The following is a 17,667-nucleotide window of genomic DNA, read 5'->3' on the forward strand; positions in this document are numbered from 1 at the left end:
CTGACGAGAATCACCGGACGGTTGTTGTCGCTGCCCGCCGAACATCGGCCATGTCCGCCGGTGGTGGCCGAACCGTACTGGAGGCGATCGCGCTCACGGTCCTCGCGTTCCTCGTCGCCGTCGTCGCCGGGATCGTCTTCCTCGTCCCGACGATCGCGCTCGGGTACGACGTCGACTCGACGCCGGTACTGATCGGCGCGACCGCGGCCGGACAGCTCGGCTTTTTCGCGGTCGGATACGGGTACGTCCGGCTCCGCAACGTCGCCGTCCCGCTCGCGGTGCCGACCCGCCCCGACCTGCGGTACGTCAGTGGCGGGACGGCCCTCGCGCTCGGCGTCGCGATCGGGCTCTCGTACGTCCTGTCGCTGTTGGGGCTCGTTCCCGGATCGGTCATCGAGGACGTCGGCGTTCGGGACCCGACGTTCTTCCTCGCGCTCGCCGTCCTCTCGGTGATACTGGTCGCCCCGGTCGAGGAACTCCTCTTTCGCGGCGTGATTCAGGGGCGACTGCGAGGCCGGTTCGGTCCGCGCTCGGCGATCGCGGGATCGAGCCTCCTGTTCGGCGCGATGCACCTGAGCAACTACACGGGCTCGGTTCCCCCGATCGTCGCCGGTGCGTCGCTCATCGCGGTGATCGGCGCGGTCTTCGGCGCGCTGTACGAGCGGACCGGAAACCTCGCGGTTCCCATCCTCGTTCACGCGATATACAACGTCGTTCTGCTCGCGATCAGCTACCTCGCCGTCGTCTACGGGTGAGCGTCGCCGGGCCCTACACCCCCGAGGCGAACCGGCGGAGCTCGCGGTTGAACCGCTCGGGGCGCTCCCAGAACGGCGAGTGACCGGTTTCGGGGTACAAGGAGGTCGTCGCGTCGTCGATCAGTTCGGCGTGTTCGTGCCCCGCCTCGGGGAGGACGATCGTGTCCTCCTCGCCGTGGGTGATGAGCACCGGCACGTCGATCGCCCGGAGGTCGTCGTCGTGGGTGACCGTTCGCCTGTGGAGCTCCGTGCGGACGTGCGGCGGGACGATCACGTTGAATCCGAGCATGAAGTACAGATCGCGCGGCGACAGCTCGCCGTACACACAGCGGCCGACGAACGTCTCGAGCGTCTTTGCACTCGTCGTGGCGTCGTCGGATTCGAAGCCCGGAACGCAGTCCATGAAGTCCTCGCCGATGACCGCCGTCGCGTCCTCGGTGCCGATCTTCGAGATCGCGCCGACGTAGTTGATGCCGGCGACGTGCTCGTCGCCGTAGAATTCGAGGTAATCGGAGATGATCAACCCGCCGTAGGACCACCCGACCAACACCGGCTCGTCGAGGTCGAGTCCCTCGATGACGCCCTGCACGTCGTCGGCCCACAGCGCCGAGTCGTCGTAGGCGTCCTCGGGCTTCTCGGAGTCGCCGTGGCCGCGATCGTCCATCGCGACGAGCCGGAAGTCCTCTGCGAGGTCCGATTCGAGCTGTTTGAGCCACGACAGCCGCGACTGCGTGTATCCGTGGATGAAGAGAATCGGCTGCCCGTCGGGATCGCCCGTCTCCACGACGTTGAGTTCGATCTTGCCCCCGCCGACGACCGTGTGCTGCTCCATGACACGAGCTGTACGCGGAGTTCCAAAATAAGTACTGTCCTCCTCGTCGCGACCGGCGGCGGCGCTCTCGCCTCCTGGTTCGAGGACTGGGGGTGGAGCGTCTTCGCTCAGCGCGTCCAGCGCTCCCTGCGCGTTGACGTGTACGACCGACTGCAGGCCCAAGAGCGCGCGTACTTCACGCGTCGGCGGACGGGCGATCCGATAAGCGTCCTCAACAACGACGTCAACGCCTTGGAGACGTTCTTCGAGGACGACCTCAGCGCCACCGCGTGGATCCTCGCGACGGTCGTCGGCATCGGCGCAATTTTGGTGAGCCTCGACCAGACACTGACCGCGACGAGGAGCGCTGATCGGGCGTCGGATCAGCTCTCGCCGGGCGGCGAGAGCGTTCGTCCGAACTCGTCGAACTCCTCGAAGGGCTCCGGGAACTCCGTCGGCAGGCGTCGGCCCTCGCGGTTGTCCGTGAGCGGTCCGAGATCGTCGGCGACGGGTTCCCAGCCGGGTTTGATCTTGACGCTTTTCGCGGGCGAGCCGGCCGCGATGTGGTGGGCCGGCACGTCGCCGAGCGTCGTGGCTCCCGAGCCGACCATCGCGTTCTCGCCGATCCGGCAGCCCGCGCTGACCATCGCGCCGTAGCCAAGGCGGACGTCGTCTTCGAGGATCGTCTCGTAGTTCGTCACGTCGGTCTGGTCGACGGTGTCGTGCGCGTGGGTGTGGATGTGGGCCCGATCGGCGATCGAGACGCGGTCGCCGATCGACAGCGTTCCGCGATCGTCGAGCAGCACGTCGTTGTGGACGACGACGCTGTCGCCCATCTCGATGTTGTTCCCGCACTGGATCTTGATGCCGCCGAACAGCCGGAGGTTGTCGCCTGCCTCCGCGAACAGGTGGTTCGCGAGGACCTGTCGAAACGGGAGCGCGAACGCGAGGTTGTTTGCGAGCGGCGACAGGTCGAACCCGTTCCACAGATAGCGGATGCATTTCGCCTCGCGCAGTTCCGACAGCTCCTGTTCGGCCCAGTGTTCCGTCTCGATGAGTGCGTTCCGCGGATCGTAGCTTCGGACCCGCACGCGAGCCATCGGGGCCAGCGTCTCCCCGTTTCGGTACCGACGGTACGCCGCGCTGTCGTCGAACAGGTCCGCGAGGATCTCTCCGACAGCGGCGGCGGTGTCGTCGTCGGAGAGGCGGTCGTCGACGTACTCGATCGTTTCCTCGATCGACGCCTGTACGCTCGGTGGTACCTCGACGTGCCGCTTCGTCACGGCGTCATCACGAGCGGCGTCGAGATCCACCCTTCTGTGCTTTTATTTTCGACCAATGTCTTCATATTTCCCAATTAGGTTGATGTACAATAGGTTTTTGGGATCAAAAATACACGATAAATGTATCTATGCTTATTTTAAATCTCAAATTAAACTATGACGGTCAGTAGTCGCCGTTCATCGCCCCCAACAGCCGCTCGTCGAAGCGCTCGAAATCGGGTCCTCCCCGCTCTTCGCCCGCCATCTGGCTGACCGGGATCTGCCCGCCGGCCATGCGGGCGTGGCCCCCAGCACTCGCCGTCTCGATGTGGCTCACCGCGCGCTGGAGCGCCTCGCCCATGTGGACGCGGTCGTCCTTCGAGCGCGCGGAAACGTGGACCGTGCCGTCGTTGACGCCATAGAGGACGACCGCCGTCGTCCCCTCCAGTCGCATGAGCTCTTCGACCGCCTGCGAGAGCGCGTCGACCGTCCCGACCTCGCCGACGTTACAGATGCCGAACGACCCCTCGACATGCACGTTATTGATCGCGGTCGCTTTCACCCGCAACACGTCGTGTGATATCTCGGGCGTGGCGATCCTGTGGAGCAGGTCCTCGTCGATCGCCGGGAGCAGCGTCGCACAGACCCCGAAATCCTGTGACGTGCAGCCGCGCGTTAGGTTCTTCGTGTCCGACTGGATCCCGTAGGTGAGCCCGGTGGCGAGTTTGCGATCGACGACCAGCGGCTCGTCCTCCTCGCTGCCGTCGACGTCCGCGTCAGTCGGCTCGAAGACGGCGTCGAGATCGGTGAGATACTCGGTGAGTATCGACGCGGTCGCCCCGCACGCCTCGCGCACGTCGGTGAACTCGTTGCCCGTCCCGTTCCCCGGGTGATGGTCGACGACGGCGATCGGCTCGACTCGCTCGGAGTCGACGAACCCGCGCGGCGTGTTGTGATCGACGAGCACGATCCCCTCCGGGTGTTCGATGTCCGAGGCCGCCTCGATCCGATCGCAGTCGAAGCCGAGCACCGTCCGGAACGCCCGGTTCTCCGGCCGCCGTATCTGTCCCGGATACTGGATCGTCGCGTCCGTCCCGACGCGCTCGGCGATCGCCTTCACCGCCATCGCCGACGCCATCGCGTCCGGATCGGGGTTCGGATGCATCAGGATCGTGATCGCCTCGTGTCCACCGATGAGCTGTCGAAACACCACGCCGGCCGGCCGCCGGAGCCACCGGACGAGCCGGTACAGGCCGTATAGGAGAATGAACCCGACGGCGGCGAGCACCGGGTACGTCAGCGGCTCGCCGGCGAACGCGTCGATTGCCGGCTGGATCTGTGCGCCCCGCGACGCCGCGTCCGGACCATACCGGCTCACGCTCTCGAGTGCGGCGCTTCCGACGATCGCCGACGCCGCCGTTCCGTGCTCGATGCTCATTGACGGTAAGGTATTCACAAGTTCCGATAAAAACCTTCGTGACCGTTCGCACGCCGTGGCGGACGGGCGATCCCCCCGTCGATCCGTCCCCGGAAACCGATCCTCTCCTACAAAATATATGTGTACACTAACCGGTGACCTTCTCCTCGCGGTAGCCGGCGAGGCTTCTCACCGACAACGTCGAGGACTTCGCAGCACTCGGAGTCGAGGTCGAGACGTACTGAGACGTGGATAGGTTGTGAGTCGTGAGTGCCGAGGCCCCGTATTTCACGGGCAGACGGCGCCTCTCTGCGCATATATCCGTGGCCACAGTAGACAGAGGCCCCGGTCAGCTCATCGTCGGGGCAGACGCGGATTTAACAACGTTGCCAAGCAATCACACAGTATGGCCGCCGAAATTTCCGACCGAGTTCGAGAAATCGCGGAGGCTCGCGGCCTTCCGGAGTTCCAGGTATTCGAACGGGCACCCGACCGCGGGCTCAAAGACCTGTGGGAGGACCTCGTGCTCGCACAGTACCTCGATGGCGAGCTCGACCGCGAGGAAGCCATCGAACACGTCGGCCGGACGAAAGTCGAGCGGGCAGAGCGAGAGCGTGGGGTCATCGAGGGATACATCGACCGGGGCCTGAACGCGTGACGCTCACAGCAGTCTCGGACGCGAGACCAACGCCGGTGGCGAACGGGACGGCTGACGGAGGATCTGCCGGCTCTCGGTCGGTAGCACGGTAGCCGAACGTTTCAATCGTTGGCTGGAGCAGCGCCGGGACCCAGCGGGTTCCCGGCGGCGCCGACCGTCGACTCGTTGGCGGCGACCCAGCGGAGTAACAGGAACGCGAAGACGTACTTCGCCCCGATGTCCAGCGCGGAGTAGGCCCACGATGTCGCGCCGACCGAACTGACGATCGCCAGCCCCTCGACGCCCAGCGCCCAAACGATGGGGTATCCGAGCCAGAGGACGACAGTCAGCGCCCGCAGCGTCCCGAATATCTCGCTCGTTCCGGCCGCCTCGGCGTCGGCCGGCCACTGGACCACCAACGCGTACAGAACGACGATGAAGAAGGTGCAACTGACGACGTAGAACGCCCAGCGGAGCGCGTACGAGGACGTGATGAGCGCCGCTGCGAGGCCGGTAAGACACATCCCGATATCGGCCGCGACGACGACGAAGAGATCGCTGAGGTCGACGTCGGCCAGCAGACCCAGCGCGAGCAGGATCATCGGTGTCGACAGCGTCCACGTCAGATACCGTCCCCACTGACTCAACACCTCCTGACCGCCGAGTGCGTGTCCCGGCGGCATCTCGACGAGACCGACCGTCAGGCCCGACAGGAGGCCGAGGTAACTGGAGATGGACACCAGCGGAATCATGATCGTCGCCCCGAAGATCAGGCGGGCGCGGTCGGACCGGAGATTCCGACCCATGTAGACGAACAGCAGCGCCGACAGTCCCGCGAGCGCCACGTTCGCCCACAGCGACGAACTCAACAGGACGTCGCCCCGGATCTGTTGCATCACGTCACCTTGTGTCGCTTGCAGCGGTACGCCCCCAGCGAACGGGACCGCGAGTTCGACTCCATGTTGGATCATGCTCGTTAGCACTTCGTAGGGAGGGGTTAAAATACACCGTCCTAACCTGTAGGGTCTCGCCGATCTGTCGATGGCGTTGAGGGGAGACGGTAGACAACGACCGGCGGGCGGGATCGCTCATCCCGCCGCGTCGAATCGCTGCACGTCGACGAACTCGACTCGGACGTTCACGTCGCGGTCGGTCGGCTCCCGGATCGACGCCGCGAGATCGGACGCGAGCGTGGGATAGGACGCGCCGACCGGCCGGTAGAAGACGACAGTCACGTCCGGCGGCGCGGACCCGGACACGACGACGAACTCCACACTGGTCGTGACCAGTTCGAGGTCATCGTACGCCCCGTCGTCGAGGATCGAGAGTGCCGACTCGCGGTGGGCTTCCGAGAGCAGCAACTGCACCAGCCGCATGCCTATCGCGGGCGGGGGTGGTACATATTTATACGGGGATAACGGGGTCTGGGAAGCGGTAACCGCGGCTTGCTCGAAACGACGGGTGCGGGGAATATTCAAGACGGCGTCACGCGAACAGAGGCTGATGTTCGAGGCGTCACCCACTGGGCTGGTCCGAAACCCGAACGTGTGGCGCTTGCTGTGGCGCGGGCTTCGACTGCGCCCGGCCGACTTCGCGCTCGGCGGCGACCGGGATCCGGAACTGCTCGGCGATCTCGCGCACCCGTTCGCGTCCGTCGAAGACGTCTCGAACCGGCTCGAAACGCTCGAGGCGGCGCTCGTCGAACGCAGTGATCGGCGCGCGGTCTTTCTGACAGTGTACACGGAGATGACGGCGCAGACGGCTCGCGAGATCGACGCCGGGAGCTTCGACGATCCCGAGTGGATGTGCCGATACCTCGTCCGATTCGCGGAGCACTACCGGCGCGCGTTCGTCGGGTTCGAACGCGGCGAGTACGCCGACGTCCCGGACCCGTGGCTCGTCGCGTTCGGGAGCGCGGTCGGTGGGGACGCGCTCGTGATCCAGGACGCCTTTCTCGGCATCAACGCCCACATCGTCTACGACCTCGCGCTGGCGCTCTCCGCGATCGGACTCGACCCGGGACGGGAGACGAAGTACGCGGACCACCGCCGCATCGACGCCATACTCGCGCGTCTCGTGGCCGTCCAGCGGGAGTTGCTCGCCGAGCGGTACGCCCCCGGACTGGAGGCGGTCGGGGAGGGCATGGGGGGCCTCGACGAACGGTGGTCCACATCGACGCTCCGGCGCGCGAGAGAGTTCGCCTGGCGGACCGCGGTCGTCCGGACCGACGCCCGCTGGAGCACGGTGCGGTCCTCCACTGGCTGGCTGCTCTCTCGGACCGCGACCGGCGGCGCGTCGGTGCTGTTGTCCCCCACCGCGAGCCCCTCGACGATGCGAGCCCTCCGAGCCATCGAGGCCACGGAGTTCGAGCTCGAATCGTACGCCCGAGCGTTTCACGGACGAGCGGTGGACGGGGGCGCGTCCATCGAGCGGTGAGCGTCTGTCCGTCATCGACGCACAGATCGACCAGAACCGGCGTCGAAGATGGCGAATTGTCGAGCACCGGTTCGTCGATCATCGACACGGAAAGAAGATACATTATGAGCCAGGAGCCCGCGTGTCGAAACAACGATCCGAAACCATGTCTGGCAAGTACGACCTCATCATCGTCGGTGGCGGAATCAGCGGCGCGTCGCTTTTGTACACGACCGCGAAGTTCACCGACATCGACTCCATCGCACTGATCGAGAAGGAGCCGGAGCTCGCGGCGATCAACACCCACCGGACGAACAACTCCCAGACGCTGCACTTCGGCGACATCGAGACCAACTACACCCTCGAGAAGGCCGAGGAGGTCAAGGAGGGCGCGGAGCTTCTCGCCGGCTATCTCGAACACTACGACGGCGACCGCGAGATGCACTCGAAGCGCGGCAAGATGGTGCTCGGCGTCGGCGACGAGGAGGTCGAGACGCTCGAGCGCCGCTACGACGAGGAGGGGTTCGGCGACCTCTTTCCGAAGCTCCGGGCGATCGGTCGCGAAGAGATCGCCGAGCTGGAGCCGAAGGTCGTCGAGGGGCGCGACCCAGACCGGGAGATGCTCGCCCTCCAGACGCCGGACGGCTACGTCGTCGACTACGGCGCCGTGACGGAATCGCTCGTCGAGCGCGCCGACGAAGAGGTCGGCGTCGACGTCTACACCGGCACGAAGGTGACGGACATCACGCCGACGCTGGACGGCTACACGCTCGAAACTGACGCCGGACGATTCGACTGTGACGTCGCTACCGTCGCCGCCGGCTCCCACAGCCTCCAGATCGCGAAGGAACTCGGCTACGGCGAGGACAAGGTGTTGCTCCCCGTCGCCGGGAGCTTCTTCCTCGCGGACGATCTGCTGAACGGAAAGGTGTACACCCTCCAGATGAAGAAGCTCCCGTTCGCTGCCGTCCACGGCGACGCGGACGTGCACGATCAGTCGATCACGCGGTTCGGCCCGACCGCGAAGCTCGTTCCGGCGCTCGAACGCGGCCGCATTTCGACGGTGAGTGACTTCGTCGACGTGTTCGGACTCAACGCGGCGTCGTTCCTCAGCTACGCCAACATCCTCTCGGACCGGATCTTGCTCCCCTACGTCCTGCGAAACCTCCTGTACGACCTGCCGAAGGTCGGCCCCAAGGCGTTCCTCCCGCACGTCCAGAAGGTCGTCCCGAGCGTCGAACTCGACGACATCGAGCGCGCCAAGGGGTACGGTGGCGTCCGCCCGCAGATCGTCGACACCAAGAACAAGTCGCTCGACATGGGCGAAGCGAAGATCGTCGGCGAGGACATCATCTTCAACATCACGCCCTCGCCGGGCGCGTCGACCTGTCTGAAGAATGCGATGAAGGACACGCGGACGCTGATGGATTTTTTCGACGGCGAGTACGAGTTTGACGAATCGGCGTTCCGCGCGGACACGATCGACAACTTCCCGCGCGCGGACGACTCGACCGAGTTCGCCAGTTCGAACGCCGCCAACGGCGCAGGGAGCGTCGACGCCGTCGACGACGTGCCCGCGAGCGACGACTGACGACGCGCGTTCGAATCGCGTCGAGTCTTACGCTTCGTAGCTGAAACTCACCGACCGCAACTCGCTGTCCGAGCGGTCGCCGACGTACTCCTGTGCGACGCCCTGATCCGGCCTGATTTCGATGATGACGCGAGCCGTATCGACCGGGTGAGGGTAGTCGTGGCCCGAGTAGCGCCGCGAGAGCTCGTCGATATGCCCGCGAGCGCCCTCTTCGACGACGCCGTCGACGGTCCCCACGACCGTCATCCGCCGATACGGGGCGTCGGGATCGATCATGCTCACGCTCACGCGCGGGTCGTGCTCGACGTTCCGGACCTTCCGCCGCCCGCGTTCGGAGTTGATCAACAGCCGGTCGATTTCGGCGTCGTAGTCGACCCACACCGCCGAGTTGTGCGGCCGCCCGTCCGGGAGGAGCGTCGCGACGTGTGCGAACGTTCGCTTCTCGAAGAGGTCGTGGAAGTCCTCGGGGATCGTTGGCATCGACGGCGAGAGACGGGGCGACGACTTGAGGGTGTCGGCGGGGCTTCGCCAAGGTTTATCTCCGAAACGCCGTACGGCTAGTACATGAATCCCTCCCTGGGCCGGTCCCTCGACCGGGTGTCGGCCCCCGAACTCGCCGTGTTCGTCTCCGGGGTGGCGAGCATGGGCCTCGAGATCCTCGCGGGGCGGATGGTCGCCCCCGAATTCGGCAGCAGCATCTACACGTGGGGGAGCATCATCGGCGTGTTCCTCGCGGCGTTGAGCCTCGGCTACCACTACGGCGGCAAGCGGGCCGCGAGACGGGCGAGCGTCGATCGGCTGTCGTGGCTGCTCCTCGGGACTGCCGCCTACGTCGCGCTGTTGATCTTCGCCAGCGATCCGCTGTTGGCGGTGGGGTCGTCGTTCCCGCTCCCGAGTCGGTTCGCCTCGCTCCCGGCGATCACGCTGCTTTTTGGCCCGCCGACGTACTTGCTCGGCTTTATCAGTCCCTACGCGGCGGAGCTCTCCGACACCGAGGCCATCGGCGAGGCGTCGGGACGGGTGTACGCCGTCGGAACGATCGGCAGCATCCTCGGCGCGTTCGGCACGACGTTTCTCCTCATTCCCTCGCTCGGCATCGAGATGATCGCCTTCCTCTTCGGAGCGTTGCTCGTCGGCACGGCGTTTTTCATCCTCCTGCCGTCGATGGACCGCGAGCCGCTGTTCGCCACCGCCGGCGTCGCAATCTTGTTGGTCGCGGCCATGGGAAGCGGCGCGGTCGGCGTCTCGACCGGCGGCCAGATCGTCTATCAGACGCAGACGCCGTATCAGGAGCTCGAGGTCACGGACCTCGGCGACACGCGAACGCTGTATCTCGACGGCCAGCGACACAGCGCGATGGATCTGAACGATCCGAACCGACACGTCTTCGAGTATACGCGCTACTTCCACATGCCGTATCTGTTCGCCGAGGATCCCGACCAGATCGATCGGGTGCTGTTCGTCGGTGGTGGCGGGTTCACCGGACCGAAGCGGTTCGCGGCCGAGTACGACGCGACCGTCGACGTGGTCGAGATCGACCCCGAGGTCATCGACGTCGCGAAGGAGTACTTCAGGGCCGAGGAGTCCGAACGGCTCAACATATACAACGACGGCGGCCGGCAGTACCTCCAAGAGACGAACAAGACCTACGACCTGATCGTGTTGGACGCGTACAAGAAAGACAAGGTGCCGTTCGAGTTGACGACTGTCGAGTTCATGCAGTTGGCCAACGATCGGCTCTCCGAAGACGGATACCTCTTTGCGAACATCATCTCGGCACCGACTGGCCCGGCCTCGGAGTTCTACCGGGCCGAGTATCGGACGATGGAGCAGGTGTTCCCGCAGGTGTACAGCTTCCCAACCGCTGGACCGGGCGTCATCCAAAACATCGAGGTCGTCGCGTCGAAGAACCCGGAGGTCGTGACCGAATCAGAGCTACAAGCGCGGAACGCCGAGCGCGACATCGGGATCGAGCTCGGCGACGAGATCGAGTCGTACCGCCGCGATGAGCCGACTGACGACGTCCCGATACTCACCGACGATCACGCGCCGGTCGATAGCCTCCTCGATCCGATGGTCGGGCAGCGATACGTCATCGAGCAGTCCCCGGCTGAGAACGCGACGGCCGACTGATCGCCTCTCGCGTCGAGCGGCCCCTCCTCTAGCCAACGTTTTCAATGATTGGTGAGAACGGGGGGTATGGCCGACCTCCGATCACCGAACTGGAGCGCTGGGAGCCAACGATGGTAGACGTCGCGCTCTCGGTCGGACAGATCCTGCTCGCGCTGTTCCTCGTGGTACTGAACGGCTTCTTCGTCGCCTCCGAGTTCGCGTTCGTCAGGATCCGATCGACCGTCGTCGAACGGCTCGCCGAGGACGGCGTCGCGGGCTCGAAGACGCTGACTGAAGTGACTGACAGCCTCGACGACTACCTCGCAGTCACCCAACTGGGGATCACGATCGCATCGCTCGGGCTGGGGTGGGTCGGCGAACCCGCGGTCGCGGCGCTCATCGAGCCGACGCTGGCGGCGTACCTCCCGGCGAATCTCATCCACCTCGTCGCCTTCGCGATCGGGTTCAGCATCATCACGTTCCTCCACGTCGTCTTCGGCGAACTCGCGCCGAAGACGATCGCGATCGCGCAAGCGGAACGGATCTCGCTGCTCGTCGCGCCGCCGATGAAGTTCTTTTATTACATCTTCTACCCAGGGCTCGTCGTGTTCAACGGGACGGCAAACGCGTTCACGCGCATGATCGGCGTTCCACCGGCCTCGGAGACGGACGAGACGTTCAAAGAGCGGGAGATCCGCCGGGTGCTGGCTCGGTCCGGCGAAGCGGGGCACATCGATGTGGCGGAAGTGGACATGATAGAGCGCGTGTTCGCGCTCGACGACACCACCGTCAGCGAGGTCATGGTTCCACATCCGGACGTGGTGAGCGTACCGGCGGACGCCTCGCTCGACGAACTCCGCGAGATCGTCTTCGAGGCCGGCCACACCCGGTACCCGGTCGTGAGGGCCGACGACGGCGACGAGATCGTCGGCTTCGTCGACGTCAAGGACGCCCTGCGGGCGAGCGAAATGGGAGAGGCCGACGTCACGGCTGGCGAGCTCGCCAGGGGAATCCTCATCGTCCCGGAGACGGTCGCGATCGACGAACTCCTGTTGCAGTTCCGCGACGAACGCCAGCAGATGGCGGCGGTGATCGACGAGTGGGGCACACTCGAGGGGATCGCCACGGTGGAGGACGTCGTCGAAGCCATCGTCGGCGACCTCCGCGACGAGTTCGACCTCGACGAACGCGAACACACGATTCGCGAGAGAGACGGCGGTGGACACGACGTCGACGGGAGCGTCCCGCTGTCGATGCTCAACGAGTCGCTCGGCACGAGCTTCGAGAGCGACGGGTTCGAGACGATCGGCGGGTTCGTCCTGGAGCATCTCGGGCACGTCCCCGACGCCGGCGAGCACATCGAAACGGGCGGGTACGTCATCGAGGTCGCGAGGATGGACGGAACGCGGATCTCGGCGCTGGTGGTCCGCGAGCGTGATGAAAGCGAGAGCGACGAGAGCGGCGGAAGCGAGCGCGAGCCGTCCGACGACGGGACCGAGACGAACTGACCCGACGATGGGGTCGGCCGGTCTCGGATGTGCAAGGCGGATCGAAAGGCGCGAGTGGATCGCCGCTGCTTCGGGGCACGAGTTTCTGGAACCGAAAACGTGATGATACTCGGTTCGGAGGGTACCGTCGAACCATGCTTGTCGTTCGCGCGATGTTCCCGATCGATCCGGACCGGATGGACGAAGCGCTCGAGTTGGTCAATGATCTCGTCGACCACTCGAATCAAGAACCCGGGATAATCGACTACCGCGCCGCGGTCGACGTTCAGGACGAAACCCGCCTCCGGTTCATCGAACAGTACGAGGACGGTGACGCGTTCGAGGCCCACATCGGGACGGAGCACTTCCAGGCGTTCGAGTCGAAATTACCCGAGTTGCTTGCCGGCGAGCTCGAAGTGACGCGCTTTACCGTCAGCGACGCGACCGAACTCGAACTGTAGCGTGCGTCCGGCGGCGACACCGCAGTCCCGAGAGCGGGAACTCGCCAGCAGATTTATCTGACCGTTCCGAGCCGTGTCTCACATGGTGGACGGGGACGTCGATCCGTTTGGGGAGGGGGTGCCGCCCGAGTCGAGCGGCCGAAACGTCGGCGGCGAGTCGCCCGAAATCGATCCGGAGTCGATCAGCGACGAGGCGACGATTCACGACGACGAGACCGAGCTCGAGCGGACGATCGGGCTCACGGGCGGGCTCGCCATCGGTATCGGGACGATGATTGGGGCCGGGATATTCGTCTTCCCGGGGCTGGCAGCTGGAAACGCCGGTCCCGCTGCGGCACTCTCGTTTGCTATCGGAGGTGTAATCGCACTGCTCGTCGCCCTGCCGGCCTCGGAACTCGCGACCGCGATGCCACGGAGCGGCGGCGGATACTTTTTCGTCTCCCGGAGCATGGGGACGGCGTACGGATCGGTCGTCGGTCTCGGACTGTGGCTGGGGCTCATCTTCGCGTCGGCGTTCTATCTCGTCGGCTTGGGCCACTACGCGGCAGCCGTCTTCGCCGAAGTCGGACTCATTTTCTCGGTCAGCCCGGTCGTCCCGCTCGGTTTGGTGTTCGGTGTTGCACTGACGGGATTGAGCATCGGCGGCACCGAAAATACGGCCAAGATACAGAATCTGGTCGTGGGGATCTTGCTCGTCATTCTGACGCTGTTTCTCACGTACGGCTCCCTCAACGCGCTCGGCGTGTTCGGTCGCGAAACCGCCCCCGAAGCGTTCTTCCCCAAGGGGGTATTTTCGGTGTTTAGCACCGCGGCACTCGTCTTTACGTCGTATCTCGGATTCGCACAGGTCGCGACCGTCGCGGGCGATATACAAAAGCCGAGCCGGAACCTGCCGCTCGCGATGGTCGGATCGGTGCTCGTCGTCGCGGTGTTCTACATCGTGACGATATTCGTCGCGACGAGCGCGTTCGGTGCGGATCGGCTCTCAGAGTTCGGCGAAACCGCGATGGTCGAAGTCGCTAGGGAGTTCGTCGGTCGCCCCGGCGCGGTCGCGATTCTCCTCGCCGGTCTGCTGGCGACGTTTTCGAGCGCGAACGCGTCGATTCTCAGCGCCTCCCGAACCGTGTACGCGCTGAGCCGCGATGCGCTCTTGCCGAAGAAAGCGAGCGAGATCAATCTCAGATACGGGACGCCACACGTCGCGTTGCTCGCGGCCGGGGGGCCGATCTTGCTGTTGGTCGCTACGGGTCAAGTGGAAGTCCTCGCGGAGGTCGCCTCCTTTCTCCATCTGATCATGTACGGATTGATCTGCGTCGCCGTAATCGCCCTCCGACGGCGGGATCCGCCGTGGTACGAGCCGAGCTATCGGATTCCCGTGGTCCCGGCGCTACCAGCGGTCGGGGCGGCCGCGAGTTTCGGGTTGGTCGCGTTCATGCGACCCGCCTCGATCGGCATCGGGATCGGCGTCATGCTTATTTCGTACCTGTGGTATCGGTACTACGCCGGGACGGTCACACTCAAGGGGGCATTCTGATCATGCACGAGAAGCCGACGATACTCCTGCCGGTCCGCATTCTCGAGGGGGAATCGCTACCGGAAGGCACGGGAAAGCTGCTCTCGAATGTCCGCGTACTGTTGCTCGGGTACCACGTCGTGCCCGAACAGACGGCGCCGGGGCAGATGCAGATGCAGTTCGAAGACCGGGCTCAGGACCGCCTGGCCGAACTCGAATCGGCGCTCGAATCCGCCGGCGCGACGGTCGAAACGCGGCTCGTCTTCACCCACGAGGGGCAGAAGACGATCGATCGGATGATCTACGAGCACGGCTGTCTGGCGGTGTTGGTCCCCGACATGGTTCGCGATCTCGATGACGTGTTGGTTCCGATTCGCGGGACGGTCGGCGTCGACCGGCTCGTGCGCGTGGTCACGGGGTTATTCGCCGACACGGACGCCTCGATAACGCTGTTTCACGTCGCAGAACCGGACGAAACCGACGAGGACGCGCGAACGTTGCTCGACGGCGTCGCCGATCGGCTCACCGACGTCGGCATCGACGAGGAGCGGATCCGGCTCACGATCAGGCGCGGGGACGGAGCGTTGGACTCGATCACCGAGGCCGCCGAATCGGCCGACGCGATCGTCATGGGCGAAACCGATCCCTCGATCGCCACGTTCGTCTTCGGAATGCCGGCCGAGAAGGTGGCGGACAGATTCGTCGGGCCGGTGTTCATCGTCCAGCGAGAGCGGCCGGACGGGATCGAGCGCGATTGACCGCCGATCGTCGAAGATCGGTGATCGATCGGTGTTCCGGGGGCTTTTAACGAACCAGTCGGTTTCGGAGACTCGAACCGACGGTCGGTCGTCTGTTCGCTGGATAGCTTTTTCATTGAAGATTTTCTACACAAGGGCGTTTGAATAGACATTCGAAGGCCTTATACGCGTACTCGGCATTCGTTTATTTGCAATGGCAGACGGAAAAGTTGATTTCTTCAACGACACTGGCGGCTACGGTTTCATTACGACTGAGGACTCCGACGAGGACGTGTTCTTCCACATGGAAGACGTTGGCGGCGAAGACCTTACCGAAGGCACCGAGATCGAATTCGAAATCGAGGACGCCCCCAAGGGCCCCCGCGCGACGAACGTCGTCCGCGTATAATCGATTCGAACAGCCGCCCCTGGCGGCACAACAAACTTCTACGTTTTATTCCGCGCCGAGCGGAACGATCGCATCCGGCGGGACGGTGTCACACCGCGTGTTCGAGAAAGAGCGACCGCTAACGAACCCATCGCCGTAGAACTAGACGCCCGTCTCGAGGACGAACGAGGGGTCCGCGCCCAGAACTAGCGCGGACGTTCGACAGCGACTACTGCGAGCGCGTCGTCACTTCGCAGCCGTCCTCGGTGACGATGACAGTGTGCTCCTTTTGACTGACGAGGAATCCATCGTCCTCTTTGAGAACCGGATAGCCGTGGACGACGTTCTGCTGTTTGAGCCGGCGGAGCGCCATCTCCGCCCGACGGGTGTCGAGCCACCGGCGAGCGAACGGGAGCGTCTTGAACTGCTCGACGATCTGTTCGAGCGCTTGCCTGGCGTCCCGGTTTCGGACGCTCGCCTCGCGCTCGAGGGCGAAGATCTCCTCGTCGGCCCCCTCGTTGACCTTCCCGCCGCCGTCGGTCGCGAACGGCTCGATGGCGACGACGTCGCCGACCTCGAGTTCGACGCCCCGCTCGACCGCGCGGTTCGGGATGTTCGGCTCGGTGTGTTGGTCCCAGTGGCCCAGCCCGTGCCCCGAGAGGTTGACGACTGGATTGTAGCCGTAGCCGTCGATGACGGACTCGATCTCAGCGCCGATCTCGCCGGTCTGGATTCCCGGTTCGACCACCTCGATCGCGGCCTCGAGCGCCTCCGCGGGCGCTTCGGCGAGCTCGGGATGCCCGGAGAGGTCGACGGTGACGGCGGTGTCGGCGAGCCAGCCGTCCACGTGGACCCCGATATCGAGGTTGATCATCTCCTCGCCGAACGTCGAGTCGTCGTCGGGTTCCGGCGTGGCGTGGGCGGCCTCCTCGTCGACGCTGATGTTGACCGGGAACGCGGGTTCGCCGCCGAGTTCGCGGATTCGATCCTCGGCGTACTCGGCGATAGCGAGGTGGCTCGCGCCGACCTCGACCCGCTCGGCGGTTTCGTCTCGGACCCGTGCGAGAATCTCGCCGGCTTCGCGGTGTTTCTCGTACTGCTCGTCGGTGAGATCGACGCTCATGCCCTGTCGTTCGCTGGGTCGAATGAAAGGGATTGCGTTCGAATCCGCGCGTGACCCGACGCAATCGCAACGCTTTCGACCGCCGGGACATCCGTTTGAAACAGTGGTACTTCCGACCGGCTTCGCGTTGCCCGCCCTCCCGTATCTCGCGGCGCTCGTCGTCGGGATGGCCGTCGCCCTCGCGGCGGTGAAGCGTCGCAGACCGCCGGTCACCGCCGCGACGGTGACCGCGCTCGCCCCATGGATGGCCGGCGGCGGCGCGCTGTATGCGCTGTATCAGGCCGGTGTCCCGCCGAAATCGATCGCTCCGCTGTTCGGCTCGCCGGCGGTCTACGTGACGACGGGCGTACTCGCCGCACTCGTTTGGGCCGCCGTCGCCGATCGACCGGCCGACACGTGGGAGTCGACAGGAGCGCCGTTCGTGCTGGCCGGCAGCGGCGGCCTCGTGCTGCTCGCCGCCGTCGCCATCGCTGCCACCCGGCCGACCCCGAACGCGGTGGGCGCGAGCCCCTTCGTCTCGGTCGCGATTTTGCTCGTCTCGATCGGCGTCGCTGCCGCCGTCTGGACCGGCGTCCGACGCCGCTACGACGTGCATGCGACGGGAACCGTCGGGGCGTTGGCCGTCTTCGCGCACACGCTCGACGGCGTCTCGACGGCCGTCGGCTACGATCTGCTCGGCTTCGGCGAACAGACCCCGCTGTCGCGGATCATCATCGAAGCCAGCGCGGCGTTACCGACGGCCGAGCTGATCGGCGCGGGCTGGCTGTTCGCGCTCGTGAAGATGGGGCTCGGCGCGCTCATCGTCGTCCTCTTTGAGGAGTACGTTCGCGCCGAGCCGGCGGAGGGGTATCTCCTCCTCGGGCTCGTCACCGCAGTCGGACTCGGCCCCGGCGCACACAACCTGCTCCTGTTCGCGATCGCCTAGGCGAAAGACAGAAGCGATCGGGGGGAGTCGGTA

Annotated in this window: 18 protein-coding genes and 1 pseudogene; 12 read left to right on the forward strand and 7 right to left on the reverse strand. The window is 65.1% G+C overall.

Annotated elements, in window-relative coordinates; all coding sequences use genetic code 11:
* The first annotated feature begins 50 nt into the window (after positions 1-50).
* A complete protein-coding gene (locus DM868_RS05600; RefSeq protein WP_137275872.1) occupies positions 51-755 on the forward strand; it encodes a CPBP family intramembrane glutamic endopeptidase in 705 nt (234 codons plus the stop codon).
* 13 nt (positions 756-768) lie between these two features.
* Here DM868_RS05600 and DM868_RS05605 read toward each other — a convergent pair whose 3' ends face one another.
* Positions 769-1,587, reverse strand: coding sequence for an alpha/beta fold hydrolase (locus DM868_RS05605; protein WP_137275873.1), 819 nt, complete (start codon positions 1,585-1,587; stop codon positions 769-771).
* On the opposite strand from DM868_RS05605, the pseudogene DM868_RS15755 reads away from it, so the two are divergent.
* Positions 1,576-1,860 (forward strand): annotated as a pseudogene (locus tag DM868_RS15755) (ABC transporter transmembrane domain-containing protein); the annotation flags it as partial. The gene DM868_RS05605 and the pseudogene DM868_RS15755 sit on opposite strands and share 12 nt — an antisense overlap.
* A gap of 89 nt (positions 1,861-1,949) precedes the next feature.
* Here the strand turns inward: DM868_RS15755 and DM868_RS05615 are convergent.
* Positions 1,950-2,849, reverse strand: coding sequence for an acyltransferase (locus DM868_RS05615; RefSeq protein WP_137276398.1), 900 nt, complete (start codon positions 2,847-2,849; stop codon positions 1,950-1,952).
* Between the two features lie 163 nt (positions 2,850-3,012).
* Positions 3,013-4,266 carry a DHH family phosphoesterase gene (locus DM868_RS05620; RefSeq protein ID WP_137275874.1) on the reverse strand — a complete coding sequence of 418 codons (1,254 nt, stop codon included), beginning with the start codon at positions 4,264-4,266 and terminating at the stop codon, positions 3,013-3,015.
* 385 nt (positions 4,267-4,651) lie between these two features.
* Here DM868_RS05620 and DM868_RS05625 point away from each other — a divergent pair, with 385 nt between their 5' ends.
* Positions 4,652-4,903: a hypothetical protein gene (locus tag DM868_RS05625; protein ID WP_137275875.1), complete on the forward strand. Its 252-nt coding sequence runs from the start codon at positions 4,652-4,654 to the stop codon at positions 4,901-4,903.
* A 101-nt stretch (positions 4,904-5,004) separates the two neighbouring features.
* Here DM868_RS05625 and DM868_RS05630 read toward each other — a convergent pair whose 3' ends face one another.
* Both DM868_RS05630 and DM868_RS05635 read right to left on the reverse strand, forming a co-directional pair.
* Positions 5,005-5,778 carry a bacteriorhodopsin gene (locus DM868_RS05630; RefSeq protein WP_222845505.1) on the reverse strand — a complete coding sequence of 258 codons (774 nt, stop codon included), beginning with the start codon at positions 5,776-5,778 and terminating at the stop codon, positions 5,005-5,007.
* 192 nt (positions 5,779-5,970) lie between these two features.
* A complete protein-coding gene (locus DM868_RS05635) occupies positions 5,971-6,258 on the reverse strand; it encodes a hypothetical protein (RefSeq protein WP_137275877.1) in 288 nt (95 codons plus the stop codon).
* Positions 6,259-6,385: 127 nt separating this feature from the next.
* Here DM868_RS05635 and DM868_RS05640 point away from each other — a divergent pair, with 127 nt between their 5' ends.
* Together DM868_RS05640 and DM868_RS05645 are read left to right on the forward strand one after the other, a co-directional pair.
* On the forward strand, positions 6,386-7,318 hold the full coding sequence (locus DM868_RS05640) for a DUF5995 family protein (protein WP_137275878.1): 933 nt from the start codon (positions 6,386-6,388) through the stop codon (positions 7,316-7,318).
* 145 nt (positions 7,319-7,463) lie between these two features.
* Entirely contained in the window at positions 7,464-8,888 is a 1,425-nt protein-coding gene (locus DM868_RS05645; RefSeq protein ID WP_137275879.1) for an FAD-dependent oxidoreductase, read from the forward strand.
* A 27-nt stretch (positions 8,889-8,915) separates the two neighbouring features.
* Here the strand turns inward: DM868_RS05645 and DM868_RS05650 are convergent, their stop codons facing one another.
* A complete protein-coding gene (locus tag DM868_RS05650) occupies positions 8,916-9,368 on the reverse strand; it encodes a TIGR03618 family F420-dependent PPOX class oxidoreductase (RefSeq protein ID WP_137275880.1) in 453 nt (150 codons plus the stop codon).
* Positions 9,369-9,452: 84 nt separating this feature from the next.
* Between DM868_RS05650 and DM868_RS05655 the strand changes: the two genes are divergently transcribed.
* The 6 genes from DM868_RS05655 to DM868_RS05680 all read left to right on the forward strand — a co-directional run bounded on the left by DM868_RS05655 (position 9,453) and on the right by DM868_RS05680 (position 15,607).
* Positions 9,453-11,021: a spermidine synthase gene (locus tag DM868_RS05655; protein WP_137275881.1), complete on the forward strand. Its 1,569-nt coding sequence runs from the start codon at positions 9,453-9,455 to the stop codon at positions 11,019-11,021.
* A 110-nt stretch (positions 11,022-11,131) separates the two neighbouring features.
* Complete coding sequence (locus DM868_RS05660; protein ID WP_137275882.1) at positions 11,132-12,508, forward strand: hemolysin family protein; 1,377 nt, start codon at positions 11,132-11,134, stop codon at positions 12,506-12,508.
* Between the two features lie 134 nt (positions 12,509-12,642).
* Positions 12,643-12,948 carry a putative quinol monooxygenase gene (locus DM868_RS05665; RefSeq protein WP_137275883.1) on the forward strand — a complete coding sequence of 102 codons (306 nt, stop codon included), beginning with the start codon at positions 12,643-12,645 and terminating at the stop codon, positions 12,946-12,948.
* Between the two features lie 82 nt (positions 12,949-13,030).
* Positions 13,031-14,482, forward strand: a complete 1,452-nt coding sequence (locus DM868_RS05670; RefSeq protein ID WP_137275884.1) for an APC family permease — start codon at positions 13,031-13,033, stop codon at positions 14,480-14,482.
* A gap of 2 nt (positions 14,483-14,484) precedes the next feature.
* On the forward strand, positions 14,485-15,219 hold the full coding sequence (locus DM868_RS05675; RefSeq protein ID WP_137275885.1) for a universal stress protein: 735 nt from the start codon (positions 14,485-14,487) through the stop codon (positions 15,217-15,219).
* Positions 15,220-15,412: 193 nt separating this feature from the next.
* A complete protein-coding gene (locus DM868_RS05680; RefSeq protein WP_137275886.1) occupies positions 15,413-15,607 on the forward strand; it encodes a cold-shock protein in 195 nt (64 codons plus the stop codon).
* 208 nt (positions 15,608-15,815) lie between these two features.
* Here the strand turns inward: DM868_RS05680 and map are convergent, their stop codons facing one another.
* On the reverse strand, positions 15,816-16,709 hold the full coding sequence (gene map / locus DM868_RS05685; protein ID WP_137275887.1) for a type II methionyl aminopeptidase: 894 nt from the start codon (positions 16,707-16,709) through the stop codon (positions 15,816-15,818).
* Between the two features lie 103 nt (positions 16,710-16,812).
* On the opposite strand from map, the gene DM868_RS05690 reads away from it, so the two are divergent.
* The gene (locus DM868_RS05690; RefSeq protein WP_246049025.1) at positions 16,813-17,634 is read left to right on the forward strand and encodes a DUF63 family protein; all 822 of its coding nucleotides are present in this window, start codon (positions 16,813-16,815) and stop codon (positions 17,632-17,634) included.
* Positions 17,635-17,667: the final 33 nt, after the last annotated feature.

The sequence above is a fragment of the Natronomonas salsuginis genome, assembly GCF_005239135.1.
In the GTDB taxonomy this organism is placed as follows: Archaea; Halobacteriota; Halobacteria; order Halobacteriales; family Haloarculaceae; genus Natronomonas; species Natronomonas salsuginis.